This window comes from Tautonia marina, from assembly GCF_009177065.1.
Classification (GTDB): domain Bacteria; phylum Planctomycetota; class Planctomycetia; order Isosphaerales; family Isosphaeraceae; genus Tautonia; species Tautonia marina.
In genome coordinates, this window is the sequence record NZ_WEZF01000006.1 from 64,999 (window position 1) to 84,024 (window position 19,026).

Genomic DNA, 19,026 nt, shown 5'->3' on the forward strand with positions numbered 1-19,026 from the left:
AGGCACATCGTTCGATCAGCGTGAAGGGATGCCTGCTTCGGCCATTGCGGCGTCAATCGCCTTCCAGAAGTCGCGCCGCATGCCCTCAGCGTCAATCGCCTGGAACACCGTGACGCGACGAGGATTGTTGGGAAGCTGCTCAACCGTCTCGGCATCGTGGATGATTGGCGCGCCAACCACGACCGGAGTGGCAAGCTCCGGGCGCAAGACCGCCTCGATCAGGGCGAGATCCCACATCGTCTTGGTGGCTCGGTTCGCGGTTCGGGGAAAGGTTTCCCATCGCTCGACGAGGAGATCCCAGACACCTCCTCGTCCCTTGAGGTGTTCATCGACCTCGCGTTTGGCCAGTTCCATCTCCACGCTGACCGATCGGGCAGGCATGTGAATGTATTCGACGTTCGACTCAAAAATTGCTTTGACCGCATGAATATCATTCTTCCAGTTGAAGATTCCCGGCCCCCACTGGCCATCCTTGTAGTCACCGTCAATGAAGGCGAAGATCACCTTGGATTCGATCGACGGGTCGAGCAAGAGCGCCGAGGCCAGATTGGTACAGGCACCGAGCGCGAAGACGATCAGCGTGTCGTCAGGACCTCCGGCATGGGCTCGTTCGATGATATGTCTCGCAGCCGGAGAATCGACCGGAGTGGACGGATCGGGCATTGAGCGATCGGCCCCGATGGGATGGGGAATCCGCTCTCGAAGACCCATGCGATCGAGGAGTTGCTCATTGAGCATCTGACTCTGATGCACGGTGGTGTTGGGTTTCGTGGATCGGGTCCAGTGAGCCGAGGTCACACCCTCGACCCGAAATTCGGGGGCGACCAGGGCTCGGACAATGGCATAGAGGTCGTCAATCTCATTCGCCGTATCGGCGTCAACAATGACCCGCACGACCTCATTGGAACGGACGGTCGAGACAGGGATGCCAATCACGATAACCAGGAAAGCGAAATGGAAACGAATGAGAGACACGCGATCATCTCCTGAGTCGATTGTCCCGACCGGGCCTGCCCAGGCGTCCGGATTGCGACCGATCGGCCACTGGGTCAACACCTGGAACCGACGGTGCTCTGGCTCGTGAAACGGTCCGAACCGCGGTGGTGTCGCCGTGGAGTTCGGATAAGCTATGATACAACGTGCCGTGGGAAAAATGGGTTTCGGTGCGGTTGCGATTCACGAAACCTCATCTTCAGGATCGGAGACGCCGATGGCTCGTATTCGATGGATTGCCGAGGACTCGGCCACCGGCCCCATTGCCGATGCCTACCGTGAATGGCAAGACGCAAACCCCGGACGGCCTGTCATCCCGGCGATCCTGAAGTGTTTCAGTCTTCGCCCCGACTTCTTTCGAGACGTAGTGGCGTTCTCCGACCGTCTGCACTTCTCCGAGGGGCATTTGACGCGTCGGATCAAAGAAATGATCGCCACGTATGTTTCGGCGTTGAATCAGTGCCCTTACTGAACGGGATCGCACGCCTTTTTCCTGCAGTTGCAGGAATCCGACCCCAATGTTTACGAGTCTCTGGCGAGGGGAGACCTTGACGGAGCGCCGCTTCCCCGTGTCGAGCATGCACTTCTCCAGTTCGTCGAAACCATTACCAAACACGCCTACCGCGTGACTGACGAGCAGGTCGAACGGCTCCGAGAGATGGGATGGACCGACGAGCAACTGGCGGAATGCGTGTACATTGCTGCGCTTTTTGCGTTTTTCAATCGGGTGGCCGACGCGTTCGGGATTGAATTTCCGACCAACTTTGGAACACTCGCTTCCCGAGACGGAGACCCGCAACAGTCTGATCCCACTGAGGGGACCCCTTAACGTGATCGACCATGGCCTCGACCTGACACCACTCGGCGATCGGGCCTGGCTGGCTCGATTCCCATCGAATGGGCACGCGGCGTCGTGGGCCGAAGCGGTACGCGGTCGCTCCTGGTCAGGAGTGGTGGATGTGGTTGCTGCCTATCATTCCGTTGCGATCTACGTTGATCCGACAGTGATCGATCCCGAAGACGTCGAACCGTTGCTCCGGAGTCTTTCCACGGACGAGATGTCCCAGAGGATCGGCCGGATGTTCCGTGTGCCGGTGCATTACAAGGGTGACGATCTGGTCGAGATCTCAAACCGGATCGGTCTTTCCATCGATGAAATTATCGATGTTCATGCCGGCAACGAGTATTCGGTTCAGGCCATTGGTTTTCTGCCCGGATTTCCGTACCTGGGAGAGCTTGCGGAACCACTGGCCGGATTGCCGAGGCGAGAAACTCCGCGCACGAGCGTTCCGGCCGGGTCGGTGGCGATCGCCGGTCGACAGACGTGCATTTATCCCGAGGCATCACCGGGAGGCTGGCATCTGATCGGACAAACTCCCTTGATCCTGGCCGACCTGGCAGGCGGTTATCTCCCGATGGCAACGGGTGATCGCGTCCGATTCGAACCGATTGATTGTCGTCGGTTTGAGGAGTTACGGGGATGTCGGATCGGCGAGTTCTGATTCATGAACGATCATTGTTCCGCAAGCTTGCTTGTGTTCGTTGAAGTGGCTTTTTGTGCGGTGCAATCTTCCCCACCATTCTCTCGGAGCCCCGCCGGTGAGTGTGATGGTTTCTGAATCGCGTCGACTCATTGATCTGAACGCGGACCTCGGCGAAGGATTTCCAGACGATGAGGCGCTCCTCGATCGCATCAGTTCGGCCGGAATCGCCTGTGGAGGTCATGCCGGTGACCGGGCGGTTTGCCTTCAAACGATCGAGATTGCCAGGCGCAAGGGGGTGATCATCGGAGCCCATCCGGGTTACCCCGATCGAGAAGAATTTGGACGTCGTGAACGGGTTGCGACAGCTGATGAGGTGGCCCGAATCATTGATGAGCAACTCTCTCAGTTTGCCTCATGGGCCGCGGAAGTCGGGGCGATCGTGCGGTTCGTCAAACCGCATGGAGCGCTTTACAATCAAGCCCAGCGCGATCTGGAAATCGCGGTCGGGGTCGTGACGGCGGTCCTCGATTGGGGGTTGCCGGTCCTGGGGCTGCCTGGCAGCGTGCTCGAACGCGAGGTCCTTCGGGCCGGCCTTTCCTTTGTTCCTGAAGGCTTCGCCGATCGACGATACCGCCCCGATGGCACACTTGTGCCCCGTTCCGAACCAGAAGCGTTGATTGACGATCCAGGCGAATCCGAGCGGCAGGCGCTCATCCTCATTGATCGGGGGCTTCGAACGCTCTGTCTGCACGGTGATGACCCGACCGCGCTCGCCAAGGCCGATCGTTTGCGCGCGGCCTTCGGTCGTGCTGGAGTCGTTGTGCAGAGCTTTGTCGGGGACGGTGATGCGTGAGTGAAGTTGAACGCGTTGACCCGTGCGCATTGACGGTTCTCCGAGCCGGAGCAAGTTCGACCATCCAGGATCTCGGGCGATCCGCCTACCGATCGCAGGGAGTTCCTCAGGGAGGAGCGTTCGATCGTTCGTCGCACGAGCTAGCTAACGCACTTCTGGGAAACAAATCGGATGCGGCGACGGTCGAACTGACCCTCCTGGGCGGCGTCTTTCGTGCGGAAGTCCCGCTGGCAGTGGCCCTCGCTGGTGCGCCGATGGCCGTTCTCAAGCAACGGCCCGATGGCACCCAGGATCGGTTCGAGGTTCCCATCGCTCTTGGGCTTCAGCCGGGAGACCTCCTCGAACTCGGTGGAACGGCGATCGGGGTTCGTACCTACCTGGCCGTCCGGGGCGGCTGGCAGACCCCTCAGATTCTCGGTTCCCGATCGACCGAGCAGGCCCTCCGGGCCGGTGATTGCTTGCCGGCGATCCCAAGCTGGTCACCCGTGCGTCGGATCGATCCTGCCTTGTCCGATCGGATCGACTCCACACGACCAATTCGGATCATGGCTGGTCCTGATACCGCAATCATTCGCGACTCCTGCTGGCATCATCACGCCTTTACGGTGGCGGAAGCGAGCAATCGAATGGGCCTCCGACTCGACGGCCCGGGGCTGGAGGTCCTGGTGCCGGCTGATCGCCTCTCGGTGCCGGTGGCTCCCGGCGCGGTGCAGGTTTCGGGCGGGAAGTTGATTCTCCTGGGAGTGGCGTGCGGCACGATGGGAGGGTATCCGATGGTGGCCCATGCTGCCTCCTGCGACCTCGATCGCCTGGCTCAGGTCAGGCCCGGTGAGGATCTTCGTTTCGAGTGGATTGACGTGAACGAGGCCAGACGGCTCGATCGAGCCGAACGGCTGCGGCGAGAACAGCGACGCCTCCGGATCGTCACCCTTGTCCGTGGCGGAAAGGTCTGATGGCGTTGCGGATGCGGCTCGATCGGGGGTGTGACCTTCCGCGTGGTGGGCCACGACACGAAGGAGAAACCGATCTTGCCCAAACCGCCGGAATCGGTAAGCTCTCGGGTCGATCCAGTCTCCGGATGTCGGTCCACGGAGGCCCCGGTCAGAGGCTCCCGGACCGATCCTTCGGTCGTCTTGTTGCTCGGCAAGGACGCCACGATGCATACGGTGGCCCCGATCTGGCGCGTCGCGGCGCTCATGATTCCGCTGGCCTCGCTGGCCGGTTGCGACTGGCTCCCGGTTCGTCGCCGGATTGATCCAGCACTTTATCCAGTGCCCGCTCGGCCTGACCCGGCCTTGATTCGAGGTCATCGGAAGCTGTCGCCTGCCAGCACCGAAACGACCCCGCATCCGACCTCACTGGCCGGAGGACCCATCGATCGGCCATTGCCCCTCTTGCCGGATCTGGTCCCCGTGTCACCGGACGAGTTGTTCGGTCCTCCAGCGGCAACTCCCATGCTCGATGCCGCGCTTGTTCGGGCTCAGGCCATCGAGACCGCTGTCTTTGACGACGGAACGAGCAGTTCGACCGGGGTTGAACCGACCTCGTCTGCGCGAGACGAGACTCTCCCAGAGGAGTTCCTCCAGGAATCAACGGAGATCGATCCCTCCCAGAGTATCGAACCCGGAGACACCCTCCCGAGTGCGATGCCCGCGTCCGTCGAAGTTCCACCGATCCCCAACGAGGTTCCTGACCCCCTCGATGCGACTGAGACGACCGATCCTGGTTTGGATCGTGATTCCTTGCATGACTCGATCGGCATCGAGCCGACCTCGGCCGTGGAGACTCCCGAAATCCGATCTGAGGAGCAGGAGGGATCTTCTCTGGAGCGTTTGTTGGAAGAAACACAAGCGCAACTGACCCGAGAGGAGCAAAACGCCGAGTCACCCACCTCTGATGAACAACTCCTCAAACAGATTGCAATGGGAGAGTTTCAGGGGAAAATCAACGACTCGAACCTCTGGCAGACAGTGATGCAATTGCTGGCCGATTCGGAGCCCGAGACCGACACGATGACCGGTACGTTTCCCGAAGCGTCTGTCTCATTGCTCAGAGTTGGTCGGATTGCCTTTTGTCGAGAGGTTCTCGGATTCGACCGAATCAAACCGTTTGATTCCGAAACACTCCAAGCAGGTCAAAAGATTCTCGTTTATGCGGAAGTGGAAGGTGTTCATTATCTTCCCGAAGACGGCGGCCAGGTTTCTCGCCTTTCGACAACACTCGAAATTCTTGACGATGGAGAATCCCCGCTCCGCTGGAGTAATGTCGTGCCGGTCGAGGATCGCTGCAGCCGGCCTCGCCACGATTATTTCGTGGCTTATCGCCTGGCCCTCCCTGAATCCCTCGCTCCTGGTCGGTATCGACTCCGCGTTTCTCAGCACGATTTGCTGTCGGGACAGGAAGACGCTGCGGAGACATCATTCGTGATCGTCTCGGACGGTGGCTAAGGAGTCAGGTGCCTTACCCCTGGATGAGTCGAAGGGCATTGCCTTGAGTCAGTGCCTGACGTGAATCGGCATCGAGGACCGACTCACGGAGCTTCAAAACAGCCGATTCGGGCACGAACAACGGAGCATGCGTTCCGAAGTGGATGCGATCGGAGCCAAGGTTCTCAATCAGGCGATCGATCGCGCCCACCCCTTCCATGGATGCGATCTCGATCGAGATGCTTCCGGAACCAAGTACCCGCTTCGGATTCAGGCCGAGTATCCGACCCGCATTGAGCAACATGAGTCGAAGCTGGGGCAGCTTCGCCGCGAGGTCGATTACAGGGTCGAGGTCGACCAGGGTCAACTCCAGGCGGGGATGTTTGGTCCGCGGGTCCTCCATTTGAACGGCGATCTGGACAACCAACGATCGTGTCGCCGCCGCCGCGAGCAATTCGGCGACGACGGGATCGGAGAGCGCATATCCGTGAAGGTCGGGGTGGAGTCGGATTCCCGGCATCCGGTGGACCTCTTGGCAACGCCGGAGGTCCTCGGACCAGTCGGGAAGCGTGGGATTGATTGCGCCGAACGGAAGATAGAGGCCGTCGCCGAATCGCTCGCACATCTCCGAGAGCCGCACGTTGACCGCGGCGATGTCTCGGTGGAGCAGGGCATCGAGATGACCGACCCAGGCCCTTTCGATGCCGAGCGATCGGAGCCGTCGGGCCAGGGACCGCGGGTCATCGAGCGGAAGGCGTCGGAACGGCCAGTGGCCGAGGGAAGCGTTGGTGTCGATCACGGGTTCAGCCCCTTGGCCGAAAGGATCGGCGTTAGCAAACGCCGGAGATTTCCGCCGAAGATGGCGCGGCGGTCTTCCTCGGTCAACTCAGCACCGAGCACCTTGGCCAATTGCGAGGCAAAACTCCGCCCCCCGGCATCGCTTCCATACAGGACGCGAGCGGCGCCCAGCTCCCGCACGGCCATCTCGACGAAACCTGCGGTGGGATCGGACCCGGCAAGATCGATCGAGATGTCTGGATAAGGACGAACGATCCGAATGCCTCGCTCCCAGTCTCCTCCCGTGTGCCCACAGATCAAGGGTGTCCCGGGGAACCGCTTCGAAAGCATGACCAGATCCTCGGGCGATGATTCCCCCGGCAGGTTCCCCTCGGCCTTGAGCCAGGTGTGCTGGAAGATCAAGCCGTTCAAGTCATGAGTAAGCTGGATGATGGGGTCGATCGCCGGATCGGAACAACGGCGAGCCACCCAGAGCTTGATCCCGACCATTGGACCGTCGCGCACACACCGTTTGATCTCGTCGAGGCTTGTCTCAACGTGCGCCGGGCTGACATAGGCGAGTCCCAGAGCGCGATCATTCCAATGAGTGAGTGCCTCAAGCACCTGATCATTTTGGCGTCGGAGGTCGTCGACGGTTGGATCGGTGGCCCAGGGGAAGCCCATGAAGACAAGAAGACGCTCAATTCCCATCCGGTCGGCGAAGGCGATCAACTGGGCCATTCGCTCGCTCGGCGTCCGACCATCAACACCAGAGAGGTGGCAATGCAGATCCCAGACGCGGTACGAGGACGGATCCAGTACGGTCGTTGCCTGATCCGTCGCAAGGCGAGGTCGCATGAGCGCGGCTCCGTTCGTCTGGGGTCAGAGGGTCTGAAGCCGGAGCAAGAAGGCAATCAGGTCGGCCATTTCGTTCGGACTGATTTCTTTCTCCAGACCTTCGGGCATGAGTGATCGTCCGGTCGAGGAAAGTTCCTCGATGTCGACTCGCAGCAGGGTTTCCTGCTCGCCCTCGGCTCGAAGAAGTGTCAGCGACGCGGCGGATTCCGACGCGATCATTCCGGAGGTGACGCGGCCATCTCGCAACGCGACAAGGTAATCGACCGCATCGGGGGCCACTTCCCGGTTCGGATCGAGAATATGCGTGAGCAGCTCGTCCGGAGTTCTGCGTGAGACCGAGACGAGGTTTGGCCCGACCGCATGCCCGGCGTCTCCCAGACGATGACAGGAGACACATGTTCGATCAAAAACAGCTTGGCCCCGTTCCGCATCACCGGGGGTCTCCAGCGCGGCAAGGTAGCGGGCCAGAACCTCGGGAGCCGGACCTCCTTGCGAACGGTCGAAAAACTGAGAGGCCCGGTCCCGGACCGATGCGTTTCGGCTCCTGAGCAGGGCAGAGCGGCTCGACTGAGGGATCTGCCCGGCGGGAATCTGCTCCGACTCGATCGCATCCACGAGCGCTTCGGCCCAGATCGGACGCGCGGTCAGTGCAGAGAGAATCGCGGCTCTGACGCTCGGAGTCGCAGTGCTCCAGCCGGAGAGGAGCAGGGGGGCCACCTCGGGTTCATTTCCGAATCGGGACAGAGTGGTAATGGCGGCGAGGCGAACTTCGACCGGCTCGTCTGGGCCGACCAGGCGAGGGAGTTGCTCGGCCGCCTCCTCGAATGGTCGATGCGCAAGCAGCTCAACGGCCAGGGCCCGATCGGCGGGAGCCATCTCACGATCGGTCAGCGCTCGACGGGACCTGGCAAGCCATTGATCACGCATGTTGGAGGCTTCGCCAGCCACATCCACCGCGAACAAACTCGATCCGCGTCGGAGCAGCCCATCACCGAGCCTCATGGCGATCTGGGATTGTGCCTGAGACTGAAGACCATGCGATTGAGCCAGCGTGTCCAGCGCGATCGCGGCCTCCTGATCCGTCAGACCTGCTCCGATGGCAAAGGCGAGGGGATCAAGGATCGCTCGGAGCGTTGAGGTGTCTCCCGGCCAGGGTTCACGCAGCAAGGCCTGGAAGACTTCAGTGGGTTGAGCACCGGCGGACGCGAGGACGGCGGATCGCATCCACGGGTCATCATGGTCGTGTCGCGCAATGCGAGCCAGGATGTTCGGAACGCTTGGGTCATCAATGCCACCCAGCGCCAGCGCGATTCGGAATCGGACACGAGCGTCGGGTTGATCGTCAAGGTGAAGCAGGAAGGATCGGAGTGGTTCCGAATCGTCCAGGCGGGTTGTGGCAATGGCCACGAGATGTTCACGGACCCGGTCTGCGTCCTTGTGCTCGCGATCGAATCCGTCAATCAATGCGTCATCGTCGAGAGCTCCCAGCCCTTCGAGCGACCAGAGGGCGTGAACCCGGCCAATCGCGGAATTGCTGTGCAGCAAGATTTGCTTCAGAGGTTCAATTGCAGCCGTGTCTTGACGTTCGAAAATCAGGCGGTGGGCCGTTTCTCGATGCCAGGCGTTCGGGTGTTCGAGAAGTTGAACGAGTTCAGTCGTGGGCGCTGTGCTCAGGTTCGGGGTCGGGCGGGGCTGGAAGTCGGCAGGAACGAGCCGGTAGATTCGGCCTCGGTCATCGCCGCTGCGCAGGTTGAGCCGACTTCGGATGTCGTCGGGAATCGACCAGGGATGTTCAATGGTTTCCCGATACATGTCGAGCACGACCAACGATCCGTCGGGAGCATTCACGAAGTTGACGGGGCGGAACCAGGTATCGGTCGAGGCAACCGACTCGACCCCTTTCTCGGCACGGCTCGCGGTGAAGGTCACGCCCTGTGGTTGAACCGTCATGCGATGGATGAGGTTATTGGCAACCTCACCCAGGATGAGGTTCCCCCGATACGATTCTGGAAACGCGTCTCCGCGGAGCGAGGTAATCCCGCTGGAGGAGGTCAGGTAACCTGCGCCGACCAGTTCGCTCTGAGGCAGCACTTTCCCCACCTCGACCCATCGCCTCGCCCGTAATTCCCGCCACGGCTCGGCTGGGCTGATTCGGTGCATGATGATCGTATCGCCGGCCTCAGCCACGTCGTGTAGGGGGGTGGGTAAGGGAAGCAACGGGTTGCGGGACAGATCGCGGTCGGGCAAGACGACATGTTGCGCCGGGTTTCGAATGTTGCAAAGGAAGCGATTGCCCCAGTCGTCGAACGTGTTTCCGAACCGTGCCCCGCCACTGATGGGTTCGAAGGTGAGCGAGCGTGGATCGAATCGAAAATCGCTTCGGAGCAAGGGGATCGTCTCGGCTTCGCCCTCGGGACGTTCCGCGCGGCGAATTTGACCACCGTTGCTGGAACCGGCGCCGTAGATCCGGTGGTCGAGCCCCCAGATCAGGTTATTCATCACTGCTTGAATATTGTATTTTCGGAATCCCGTGAAAATGCGTTCACGAACATCGGCCCGGTGATCGCCGTCGGTGTCCTTCAAGTACCAGAGGTCGGGCGTGGCCGCGACGAAGATTCCACCACGCCACGGCGCAATGCCTGTGGGCCACGAGAGCCCCTCGGCGAACAGGTGTGACTCGTCAAAGATGCCGTCGCCGTTTTGATCGATCAGAAGTCGTACCCGACCGATCGGCGGATCGCCGGTGTTCTCCTGAAACGGTTGATCGTTCGCTTGTTCCACGTGGGGATAATCGGCCATCTCGGCGACGAAGAGTCGTCCCTGGGCATCGAATGCACCGGCCACGGGATCGAGAACCAAGGGCTCGGCAGCAAGCAACTCCATGCGGAGCCCGTTGCTCGTCTGAAAGGACGTCATGGTCTCCTCGGGTTCCAGGGGTTCGAATCGAGGGAGGGCACTCTCCTCTTGGGGAGATTCAATCGCCCTCCCCTGAACGATCGGAACCACGAGACCGACGAGGATCAGGCAAAGCCAGGTACGAATCACCGCGAAGCCTCTGTCGAAACGATTCATGGTGAAATGCAAATTCAATCACGAACAAGGGGCCATGCTTCGAAGGCGTTGTCCCTTGCGTCTTCGAAGCAAGCTCGCCAAAGGAGTCCCTGTGACTAATTGGCGAGTGGCTGAGTGCTGCGCAGGTAGGCGAACAGGTCGCGAACTTGCTGATCGGAGAGGGGATCGAGCAGACCTGTCGGCATCACCGATTGCGGGACACCCTTGAACTCCTCGATTTCGTCTCGAAGCAGGATTTCGTTTCGCCCGTCGGCCCCTCGAAGGACGACGACGCGATCATCTTCGGCCACCAGGAAACCGGTCGCGATTCGGCCGTCGAGCAAGAGCGCGAGATACGTTTCGTAACCCTCTCGGATTTCTGAGCTCGGGTCGGCCACGGCTACCAGCATCGATCGGAGATCGTCGCGTTGATAACTCGTGAGGTTCGGGCCGACATCGCCCCCTTCGTCGAACAGCGTGTGACACTTGCCGCAATGCTCGAGGTACAGTTCCTTGCCCGTGTAAGGGTTTCCGGTCCCCGAGGCAAGCAGCCCCTCAAGCCGTTCGAATTCGCCTCGGAATTGCTCGGCCGAGGCGGTTTCGATGTCTCCCCAGACCTCTCGGACGGACGCGGCCAGCTCGGGGTCGTCCAGCAGGAGGATGGATCGGACCGTCGATTCAGGGACGAGGTTTCGATCCATCGTGCCCGACGCAAGCGCGTCAAGAAATGCGGATGCGAAGCTGCGTCGGGCAGCAAGCACGGCCTGAGCGGCCTCGCGGGCCTCTGGTGGGAACTGGTCGTGCAATCGAATCAGGGTCTGAGCGATTTCTGGGGAGTCGAACGGTCTCAACGCCGAGATCGCGGCGGCTCGAATCGCATCGGGGCCTTCGGTCGAGGCGATGTCCAGAAGGGTTGGCAGTCCTCGGCGCTCACGGATCTCTCCGATTGTTCGGATCAACTCCAGGCGAATCGCCTGGTCGGTGTCGGGATTCGCGATGAGCCGAAGAGCCTCGGCCACTGCTTGATCGTCTCCCTGGCGAACGCGGAGGGGGAGTGAGCCTCCTCCCGAGGCCGCAATTGCCTGGACGAGTCGATCCGGCAATACGGACAGAGATCGCCCCTCGAACGCCGCCTCGAATCCGTTCATCAGCAGTTTGGCATGGCCCTTCGTTGGGGCTTGTTCCAGCAAGCTGGCGCAGGCGACGAGATCAGCCCGCGATCCTGCCTGGGCAAAGCGTCGCATCAGACGTTCCGTGATCGTTTGAGCAACGATCGTCTCGTCCCAGAGTCCGGGTTCCTTGAACAGGGCAAGAATCGCGTCAGGGTCCTCGCCGATCTTCGTTTCGATGGCCCACCAGAGCAAGAGTGGGAGGTGGGGGTCCGTGGCGTCCTCGGCCCGTGTCAGGAGGGCTCGAACGATCGGCAGCGCCTGATTCGCCGGAAGGCGTCGGGCAGAACAGGCAAGTTGGCTGCGGACCTCAACATAAGGCTCCCGGCTGGCCAGATCCGCCAGGGCATTGGCCAGGTCATCCCCGACCTCGAAATCGTCGCACATCAGGCGAACGGTCCAGGCCCGAACGTAGGGGTCCGGGTGGTCGATCAAGGCGATCCCCGTGGACTCGTCGAGGCCCCCGCACAGATTCAAAGCCCAAAGCAATTCCAGCGAACGGTCCTCCGCCCCACCCTCACGCAACTGAGATCGAAGACCGGGGATCAAGGATTCATCCCTTCGATCGCCGAGGAGGCGTAACGCCTCGCGACGGAACCAACGGTTGGGGTGGTCGAGCACACCGATCAGTTCCTCCCCTGACAGTTCTGCGAGGTTGAACGGAACGCGCGGCTCGATCTCGCCGGGAAACCGGCCGGGAGGTGCGTCGGCGGCCCGAAGGCGGTAGACCCGTCCGTTCGTCTTGTCGACCCGGCCGGCGTAGTGGCTGCTGTGGTCGATCCGCTGTTCATACATGTCGGAGATGTAGAGCGCGCCATCCGGACCAAGCGTGATTGCGACGGGGCGGAACCAGGGGTCTTCGGTCGTCAGGGGACGGTCAAGGTCCTTCGATTGGAAGGTCGAGCCGTTGGGCGTGACGTCGCTCATCACGATTTGCCCCTGGAGCGGCTCGACACCGAACAGCTTGCCCCGATAGGGCTCCGGCAAGGCCCCCCCTTCGGCGAACACGAAGTTGTGGGTGAAGCGCGGGACGCTGTGGTGCGCCATCGGCAGGAAGTAACCGAACGTGTAAGGGTTCGAGAGGGCCCCGTGCTTGGTGAACCCTTTCTGGTAGTACCCCCCCTGGACGTAATGGAAGCCTCTCGTGTCGCCGCCGTTGTGACCGGAGTAAACCCGACCGTGGGCGTCGAGCTCGACCCCGTGGGTGTTGCCGCCGCCCTCGGCGAAGATCTCATAGCGTCTGGTTTCGGGATGATAGCGCCAGATGAGCTGGCCCATCGAGTGAACGATCGCCTCGTCCGGATCTCCGGGTCGTCGAATGCGACCGGTGACGGTGCTCCCCTGCGCTCCGTAGAGCCAGCCGTCGGGACCCCAGCAAAGGTTACTGGCGATGGAGTGGCTATCTTCCAGACCGAAGCCCTCCAGGTGGACTTCTGGGTCGCCGTCGGGCACGTCGTCGCCGTCTCGGTCAGGGTAGAACAGCAAGTAAGGGGGATTGAGCACCCAGACCCCTCCGCGTCCCCGGGCGATCGACGTGGCAAGGTTCAGGTTGTCGAGGAAGACGGAGTGCTGGTCGTACTGGCCGTCGCCGTCCGTGTCTTCGTGGATCGAGATGCGGTCGATGCCCGGCGTGCCGTGCGGAGGAGGCAACGGGGTCCGGTCGTAAACCGTTCGCAGGAACTTATCGCGGCTCACCATCGTCAGGCCGGCCGGCTCGGGATACTGGCGATACTCGACCACCCACATCCGGCCTCGCTCGTCGAACGACACCTGAAGCGGCTGCGCGATGATCGGATCAGCCACCGCCAGATCGACCGCAAGCCCCTCGGCCACCTCGAAGGCCTCTCGCGCGACCTCGGGAGCAAGCGGCGCCGTATCCCCTTTGCGAAGGCGGAGATAGGAGTCAAGATCGTCGAATTGATCGACGCGGTTGTACGAGGCGTCACTGCTCAGGACGGGCCCAAGCGCCCAGGAGGGATCATCACCGGCCCGGTACTCCCAGGGGCCTTCCATCTTGATCGCCTCGCCCCCTTCGGCGTCAAAAAGCGTGGGGGCGGCCACCGCGAAGTTACTTCGGCCATCGGAGTAGTAGACTCGGACGGCGATCACGTTCACCTGGCCGGGCTGAACCACTCCTTCGGGAATCCGGTAACGGCCCGATTCCCCAAGGCCGCTCCGATAATTCGGCGGAAAGGTTCCCGCCGCCCCGACCTGCACGCCATTGATGAAGGCCGCGCGGGCGTCGTCGACCGGCTCGACGTGCAGTTCGAGCGATCGCCCCTTCCAGTCGTTCGGAACCAGGACCGAGGCACGATACCAGGCGAAGCCGTCCCGGCCCGAGCTGGTTCCCTCGGCAGGGCGCACGCGAGGCGGTTCCTTCCAGGTGTCGGGGATGGGAACGTTTCGCCAGGCGTCGGGCGCATCGGCTTGAGGAATCGGTCCTGCCTGGACCAGGGCGATTGCGGCCAGGACCGCCATCGCAGGGCCCGCAACCCACCCGAGCACTCCAGATCGTCTCTGCATCGCTGATCCATCCCCGCTCGTTGACGTCTCGGGACGCTGCCCAACGGGCAGGGCGTGTCCTGGACACGCCCTCCTGTTGAACAATTGAGGGTAGGGGATGGATCGCTCGTTGAAAAGAGGCAGGCAGTCAGGAGGTCGCCCCCGCAGCCGATCGACGGCCTCTCCTCAACCCGATTCGAGCATCACAAACGCCGGCCGTGCCCGATCGCCACAACGGGCAATCGAACACGGCCGGAATGTTGAAGAACGCTTTGCTCACGGTTTAGCGAGACGTTTGCCGTCGACGCTTCCAGGCGAACGAGCAGCCTCCCAGTCCCAGCACGGCCCAGAGGGCGATCGAGGCCGGCTCGGGAATTGGTACCTGAGGACTCGGGCGGCCTCCCCCGAGGATCGGCCCTGGAACTTCAGGAGTTGTGGGAGGGATAATCGGAACCTCGGGATTGGTGGGAACCGTGACCGGCGGCATCGGCAGCGGGCTCTGATTCCGGACCAGGCGGTCCCGTTCGAGCGCAGGGCCGATGAACGGGTGATTCCGATCGAACCGGGTTGGATTCAGGTTCCGCCGCCATCTCAGGTAATCGAGGGTACTCGACTCCGCCAGCAATCCCGAGACATCGGGCACCAGCAGCACGTCGAGGAATTGAGGACGGGGAACGCGGGCCAATCCCTGTTCCAGGGCTCGGGCAAAAAAGGCCTCCTGCCTCTGGAAGGCCTGGGAGTTCAGGATCGAGGCACTCCGAAGCTGCACGGATTGAGCTCGAGCAGCAAGCGCGTCTGCCCGCAGCGTTCCCGCGTTCGGCGAGAGAAGAGCCTGTTGGGCTGCGGTCTGAGCCGCGACGACCTGGGCTCGATCCGAGATCGGACCGGCCTGGGAGAGCGTCGGGGCCAGGGCCAGGGTCAGCGCGGCGAGGATCGCCAGCCGACCGAGGCAAGGCGGCCGTTTCAACCGCCCAAGATTTCTGCGAGTCGTATCCATGACGAACCCACCAGTCTGGCTCCGGTCCAGTACGAATGCCGGTCGAGCACTATGCCAGATTTCCTTCCTGGCACAATGGGAATATCGGAGGGCGGGACGCCGGGCTTGAAATGATCAGCCGGGTTGGTGCGATTCATCGGGAGTTTTTCCTTATTCCGTCAACCCCATTTTTGCGCGTCTGAGAACCGAGGTGGAAACAGGCCCGCGCCGTCCTGAATTCAGGGACGACACGGGCCTCGGTTCCGCAAGGGGGACCTCATCTGAGAACCCGACTCAGCCCTCAAGGTCCATCCGTTCGTTCCACCATCCGAAGCGACCGAGCAATCGAGAGCCCAGGCGGTCTCGATCTTGCTCGTTCGGTTCCTCCTCGCTCCAAAGGGAGAGCAACCCGGAATCGACGTGCTGAGCAATCCTCGCCCTGCCCGAAAGGGGGACGGAGTGGCTGGATGCCGCCGTTGTCGCGGAATTCACCGGCGAGGCCATGCCGCGAGCCGCCGGAATGATCGGCTCGACCGCAATCACGGGAGTCGCCAGCCTCCGCGACCGGCCGGATGTGGAGAAGACCGGAGCAGGATCGCTCGCAGCCGTTGATCGTGCGCTCGCCTGGCCGAAGGTTCCGTGTGACCGGGCTGAGAGAAAGGCCGATGAGGAGGGCGGCAACGGGACCATTCCCGGCGCGCCGAAGGGTTGCTTGATACTCGACGATCGGTCGGAGGGCAACACGGCGAACCGGCTGTAGCCATCGGCCGGACTGAAGCCGTGAACGGCGAAGTCGGTTTTTCCATCTCCGGAGAAGTCCGCCGCGATCGGCAGATCATTAAACCCGCCAAACCCCTGAGTGATGGCTGGTGCACCGCTTGAGGGCAAGACTGCGAATCGACTGAAGCCGTTGTTGGGGCTGAAGCCATAGACTGCCAGGTCCGTCTTGCCGTCGCCATCGAAGTCCCCGGCGACCGGCACATCGAGCCGGCCCCCGAACCCTCGGTTGATCACGCCACCGTCGGAGAGGAGGACGGCGAACCGGCTGAACCCCTCGTTGGGGCTGAAGCCGTAGACGCCAATGTCGGTGGTGCCGTCGCCGTCGAAGTCACCGATGACGGGCAAATCCTCGCGCCCGCCGAACGGCTGGTTGATCACGCCGCCTCCCGACAGCAGGATAGCCACACGGCTATATCCGTCGTTGGGACTGAAGCCGTAGACGCCGAAGTCGAGAACGCCATCGCCGTCGAAGTCGCCGATGATGGGCAAATCGTCCGGCCCTCCGAAGGGGAGCGTGAACGAGCCACTGCCTGACAGTGCGACGCTGAATTGCGGCACCCCCTGGGGGTTCAATCCGTAGACGCCGAAATCGGCCAGGCCATCGCCGTCGAAATCGCCCGGCTTCGCGTTCCTGACAGGCAATGGGAGAGGAGCAGGCAGAGGAGGGGGGATGTTGGGGATTCCGGCGGGGCTCCGCTGGCCTCTGGGGAAGGCAATCCGGATCGTCTTCGGGATCTCAGGATTCGGGAACCCGAAGAATTCGACGATCCCGCCGACAAGGTCGCTGATCACGTCCTGGCCCGGCAGGGCGATCTCGATCCCGAATTCATTGCCGTTGTCATAGATGCGAAGTCCTGCGGAGATGGTGAACGGGCCAAGCAAAAGATCGGCTTGCACCGAGCCGTCGAAGGTGAGCTGGCCCCCCCGGAGTCCGATCGAGAGCAGGGTCGTGAGTCGCCCGCCAAACGGCTGCCCGGCGATGGTCGTCGACGCCTCCGCGCGGAGATACGCCAGGAATGTGGTCTTCCCCGCGATGTTTGAGAATTCGACCGCCGCATTGCCGGTGAGAATCCCGGCGAGGTTGACGTCGACCCTTCCCGTGAACTTGAAGTCCCCGCTCGACGCAACCTGCCCAGTGAGGCTGGCCGTGCCCCCGAGGATGCTCGCCCGGGCCGTCGCCCGGACCCCCGAGGATGATGACGTGTTATAGATTGTGACCCGGGCGTTCGAGAGGTTGTAGCCCAGGACCCGGAGATTCGTGTCGAACGCCAGGCGGAACGTCCCGTCCCGCAAGATGTAGCCGTCGGCGACGACCCGGGAGATCGGCAGGAAGGGCTCGATGAAGGTTCCCTTGAACGGGTTGGACGATCCCGCCCGGATGAAGAGGCCGTTCTCGCTCGGGTCATAAATCAACGAGCCTTCACCAATCGGCATGCTCAGATCGACCAGATCGGATCCCGACCCGGACCCGCCTCCTCCCTGGTTTCCCGACGACGAGTTGCCGAACTTCAGGCCGACCCGGATCTCGGCGTTCGCCCCAATCGCCAGGTCGCCCAGCGCCGAGGTGGCCGAGGATCCGAACGCGGCGGGATCGAACCCGGCGGAAACGAACGACGAGGGCTGGTCGAAGGCCCCGCCGAGGAGTTGGCCGTCGTCGTCAGCATCGAAGTCGATCACCAACTCGCCGTTAACGCTGACCGGCTGGCCGACGAGCTTGGTGAGGTCGACGTCCGCCTGGATATAGATGTGGCCAAAGATCCTGCCGTTGTACGCCGTCGGCCTCGCAAACGGCGAGTACGGGATGTTCCCGTTGACCGAGCCGGCCAGCGCCAGTTCGCCGAGAGGCGTCGGAATTCCGCGGACTCCGGCGTAGATGAAGACGTCGGAAGGATCGGTGACAATCGACCAACTGTAGCCGAGGCTCCCCTTCGCCTCGAACCCGCCGAAATTCATCGACAGCCCCCGGTTCTCATGGAAGAAGATGTAGGGGATGTTCGCATTGACCGGAGCCCTGGTTTCCTTGACCAGGGGATCCCGTCCAAGCTTCAGTCCATAGCTATTGCGGTTGCCGGTGACCGATCCGAAGGCCGAGTCGAGCCGGAAGCCGAGCGCCTCAGTCAAGGGTTTCGCCAGCGCGATCGGGCCAAGTTGTGCGGTCCAGTCGATCTCGTCGATCTCGCCGAAATGGTCGCCCCAGGGGTGTGGGACTGTGGTCACCGAGAACCCGAGGCCCGGAGGAATCGGGATCGGAATTTCCCCGGCGGCCGACTGAAGGTACACGAGCCCTTCAGACTCATAGCGGGATGACACACCCTCGTCGCTGGTCTCGATCGTCTGCGTCCAGTCGCCCCGGAGGCCGAACCCAATACCGATCGGCCCTGCGAACTGCAAGACGTCATCTTGCAGGAACGCGAAGACATGATTCGTGGCCGGTGTGTTCAGATACCCCTTCTCAGAGGCCCCGCCATTCAGGCCGATTGCCCGGAGGCCAAGCGAATACTCGTGCCCGTTGCGGCCAAGGCCCGAGACATCGGCCAGTTCGACGTAATAGGCTCCCGACTGCTCGACCGCATGCACGATCGACATGCCCGAGTTCTGAAACGCAACATTGGCGCTCCCCGGACCTGATGTCTTCACCACCGTAGTGCGATATGGGTTATGCTTGACCCGGAACGACTCGCTCGCAAGCTCCGAGCCCGACGCATTCAGCAATCGAAGGCGATAGGTGCCGATATCTCTGTCATTCGTATTAAAATCGTTGAGCGAGGCAATCAAGATCTCCCCGGCCTTCAACTCGACACGAACGACGTCCACATCGTTGACCCGACTGAGCGAGCCGTCCACGTCGGTCACCATCATCCGAGACAGGGGGATGGTTGGCGCCCCCTGACGCATTTTTGGCCAGTCGACATTCGCCGGTTCTTCAATGATGTCGAATCGGACAAGCCCCGAATTGGCGTCGAGCAGGACCCGCGGTTCCAGGCCCTCGACGTGGAAGTCGCCCCGTCGCTTGAGCGATGACTTTGGAGACCTTGCCGAAGCCTGCGTTCGGCGGCGTGGGAGGATTCGATGGAGAAGACTCATGCGCCTGGTCCCTCGGTTCGAGAGGAAGATTCGAGATTGCGTTCGATCTCCCTGGCGAGGAATCCCGAAAATT

General features: G+C 62.0%; 13 protein-coding genes. 6 read left to right on the forward strand and 7 right to left on the reverse strand.

The features are described from left to right. Positions 1-15: 15 nt before the first annotated feature. Positions 16-975: a nucleoside hydrolase gene (locus GA615_RS09080; RefSeq protein WP_161602246.1), complete on the reverse strand. Its 960-nt coding sequence runs from the start codon at positions 973-975 to the stop codon at positions 16-18. A gap of 235 nt (positions 976-1,210) precedes the next feature. Between GA615_RS09080 and GA615_RS09085 the strand changes: the two genes are divergently transcribed. The 6 genes from GA615_RS09085 to GA615_RS09110 all read left to right on the forward strand — a co-directional run bounded on the left by GA615_RS09085 (position 1,211) and on the right by GA615_RS09110 (position 5,777). Continuing rightward, a complete protein-coding gene (locus GA615_RS09085; protein ID WP_161602247.1) occupies positions 1,211-1,465 on the forward strand; it encodes a carboxymuconolactone decarboxylase family protein in 255 nt (84 codons plus the stop codon). Positions 1,466-1,492: 27 nt separating this feature from the next. Continuing rightward, entirely contained in the window at positions 1,493-1,822 is a 330-nt protein-coding gene (locus GA615_RS09090) for a carboxymuconolactone decarboxylase family protein (RefSeq protein WP_152050976.1), read from the forward strand. A gap of 1 nt (position 1,823) precedes the next feature. Beyond that, complete coding sequence (locus GA615_RS09095; protein ID WP_235905263.1) at positions 1,824-2,495, forward strand: 5-oxoprolinase subunit B family protein; 672 nt, start codon at positions 1,824-1,826, stop codon at positions 2,493-2,495. Positions 2,496-2,601: 106 nt separating this feature from the next. After that, positions 2,602-3,330, forward strand: a complete 729-nt coding sequence (locus GA615_RS09100; protein WP_152051157.1) for a 5-oxoprolinase subunit PxpA — start codon at positions 2,602-2,604, stop codon at positions 3,328-3,330. Then, a complete protein-coding gene (locus GA615_RS09105; RefSeq protein ID WP_152050977.1) occupies positions 3,327-4,283 on the forward strand; it encodes a 5-oxoprolinase subunit C family protein in 957 nt (318 codons plus the stop codon). The genes GA615_RS09100 and GA615_RS09105 overlap by 4 nt, the downstream gene beginning before the upstream one ends. Positions 4,284-4,487: 204 nt before the next feature. Then, the gene (locus tag GA615_RS09110; protein WP_152050978.1) at positions 4,488-5,777 is read left to right on the forward strand and encodes a hypothetical protein; all 1,290 of its coding nucleotides are present in this window, start codon (positions 4,488-4,490) and stop codon (positions 5,775-5,777) included. A gap of 13 nt (positions 5,778-5,790) precedes the next feature. Here GA615_RS09110 and GA615_RS09115 read toward each other — a convergent pair whose 3' ends face one another. The 6 genes from GA615_RS09115 to GA615_RS09140 all read right to left on the reverse strand — a co-directional run bounded on the left by GA615_RS09115 (position 5,791) and on the right by GA615_RS09140 (position 18,953). Beyond that, positions 5,791-6,555: an amidohydrolase family protein gene (locus tag GA615_RS09115; RefSeq protein WP_152050979.1), complete on the reverse strand. Its 765-nt coding sequence runs from the start codon at positions 6,553-6,555 to the stop codon at positions 5,791-5,793. Further along, positions 6,552-7,391, reverse strand: coding sequence for an amidohydrolase family protein (locus GA615_RS09120; protein ID WP_152050980.1), 840 nt, complete (start codon positions 7,389-7,391; stop codon positions 6,552-6,554). The genes GA615_RS09115 and GA615_RS09120 overlap by 4 nt, the downstream gene beginning before the upstream one ends. 24 nt (positions 7,392-7,415) lie before the next feature. Further along, entirely contained in the window at positions 7,416-10,463 is a 3,048-nt protein-coding gene (locus GA615_RS09125; RefSeq protein WP_152050981.1) for a PVC-type heme-binding CxxCH protein, read from the reverse strand. Between the two features lie 95 nt (positions 10,464-10,558). Next, positions 10,559-14,134 carry a PVC-type heme-binding CxxCH protein gene (locus GA615_RS09130; RefSeq protein ID WP_152050982.1) on the reverse strand — a complete coding sequence of 1,192 codons (3,576 nt, stop codon included), beginning with the start codon at positions 14,132-14,134 and terminating at the stop codon, positions 10,559-10,561. Between the two features lie 262 nt (positions 14,135-14,396). After that, on the reverse strand, positions 14,397-15,110 hold the full coding sequence (locus GA615_RS09135) for a hypothetical protein (protein ID WP_152050983.1): 714 nt from the start codon (positions 15,108-15,110) through the stop codon (positions 14,397-14,399). A 273-nt stretch (positions 15,111-15,383) separates the two neighbouring features. Then, positions 15,384-18,953, reverse strand: coding sequence for an FG-GAP repeat domain-containing protein (locus GA615_RS09140; RefSeq protein ID WP_152050984.1), 3,570 nt, complete (start codon positions 18,951-18,953; stop codon positions 15,384-15,386). Positions 18,954-19,026 lie beyond the last annotated feature (73 nt).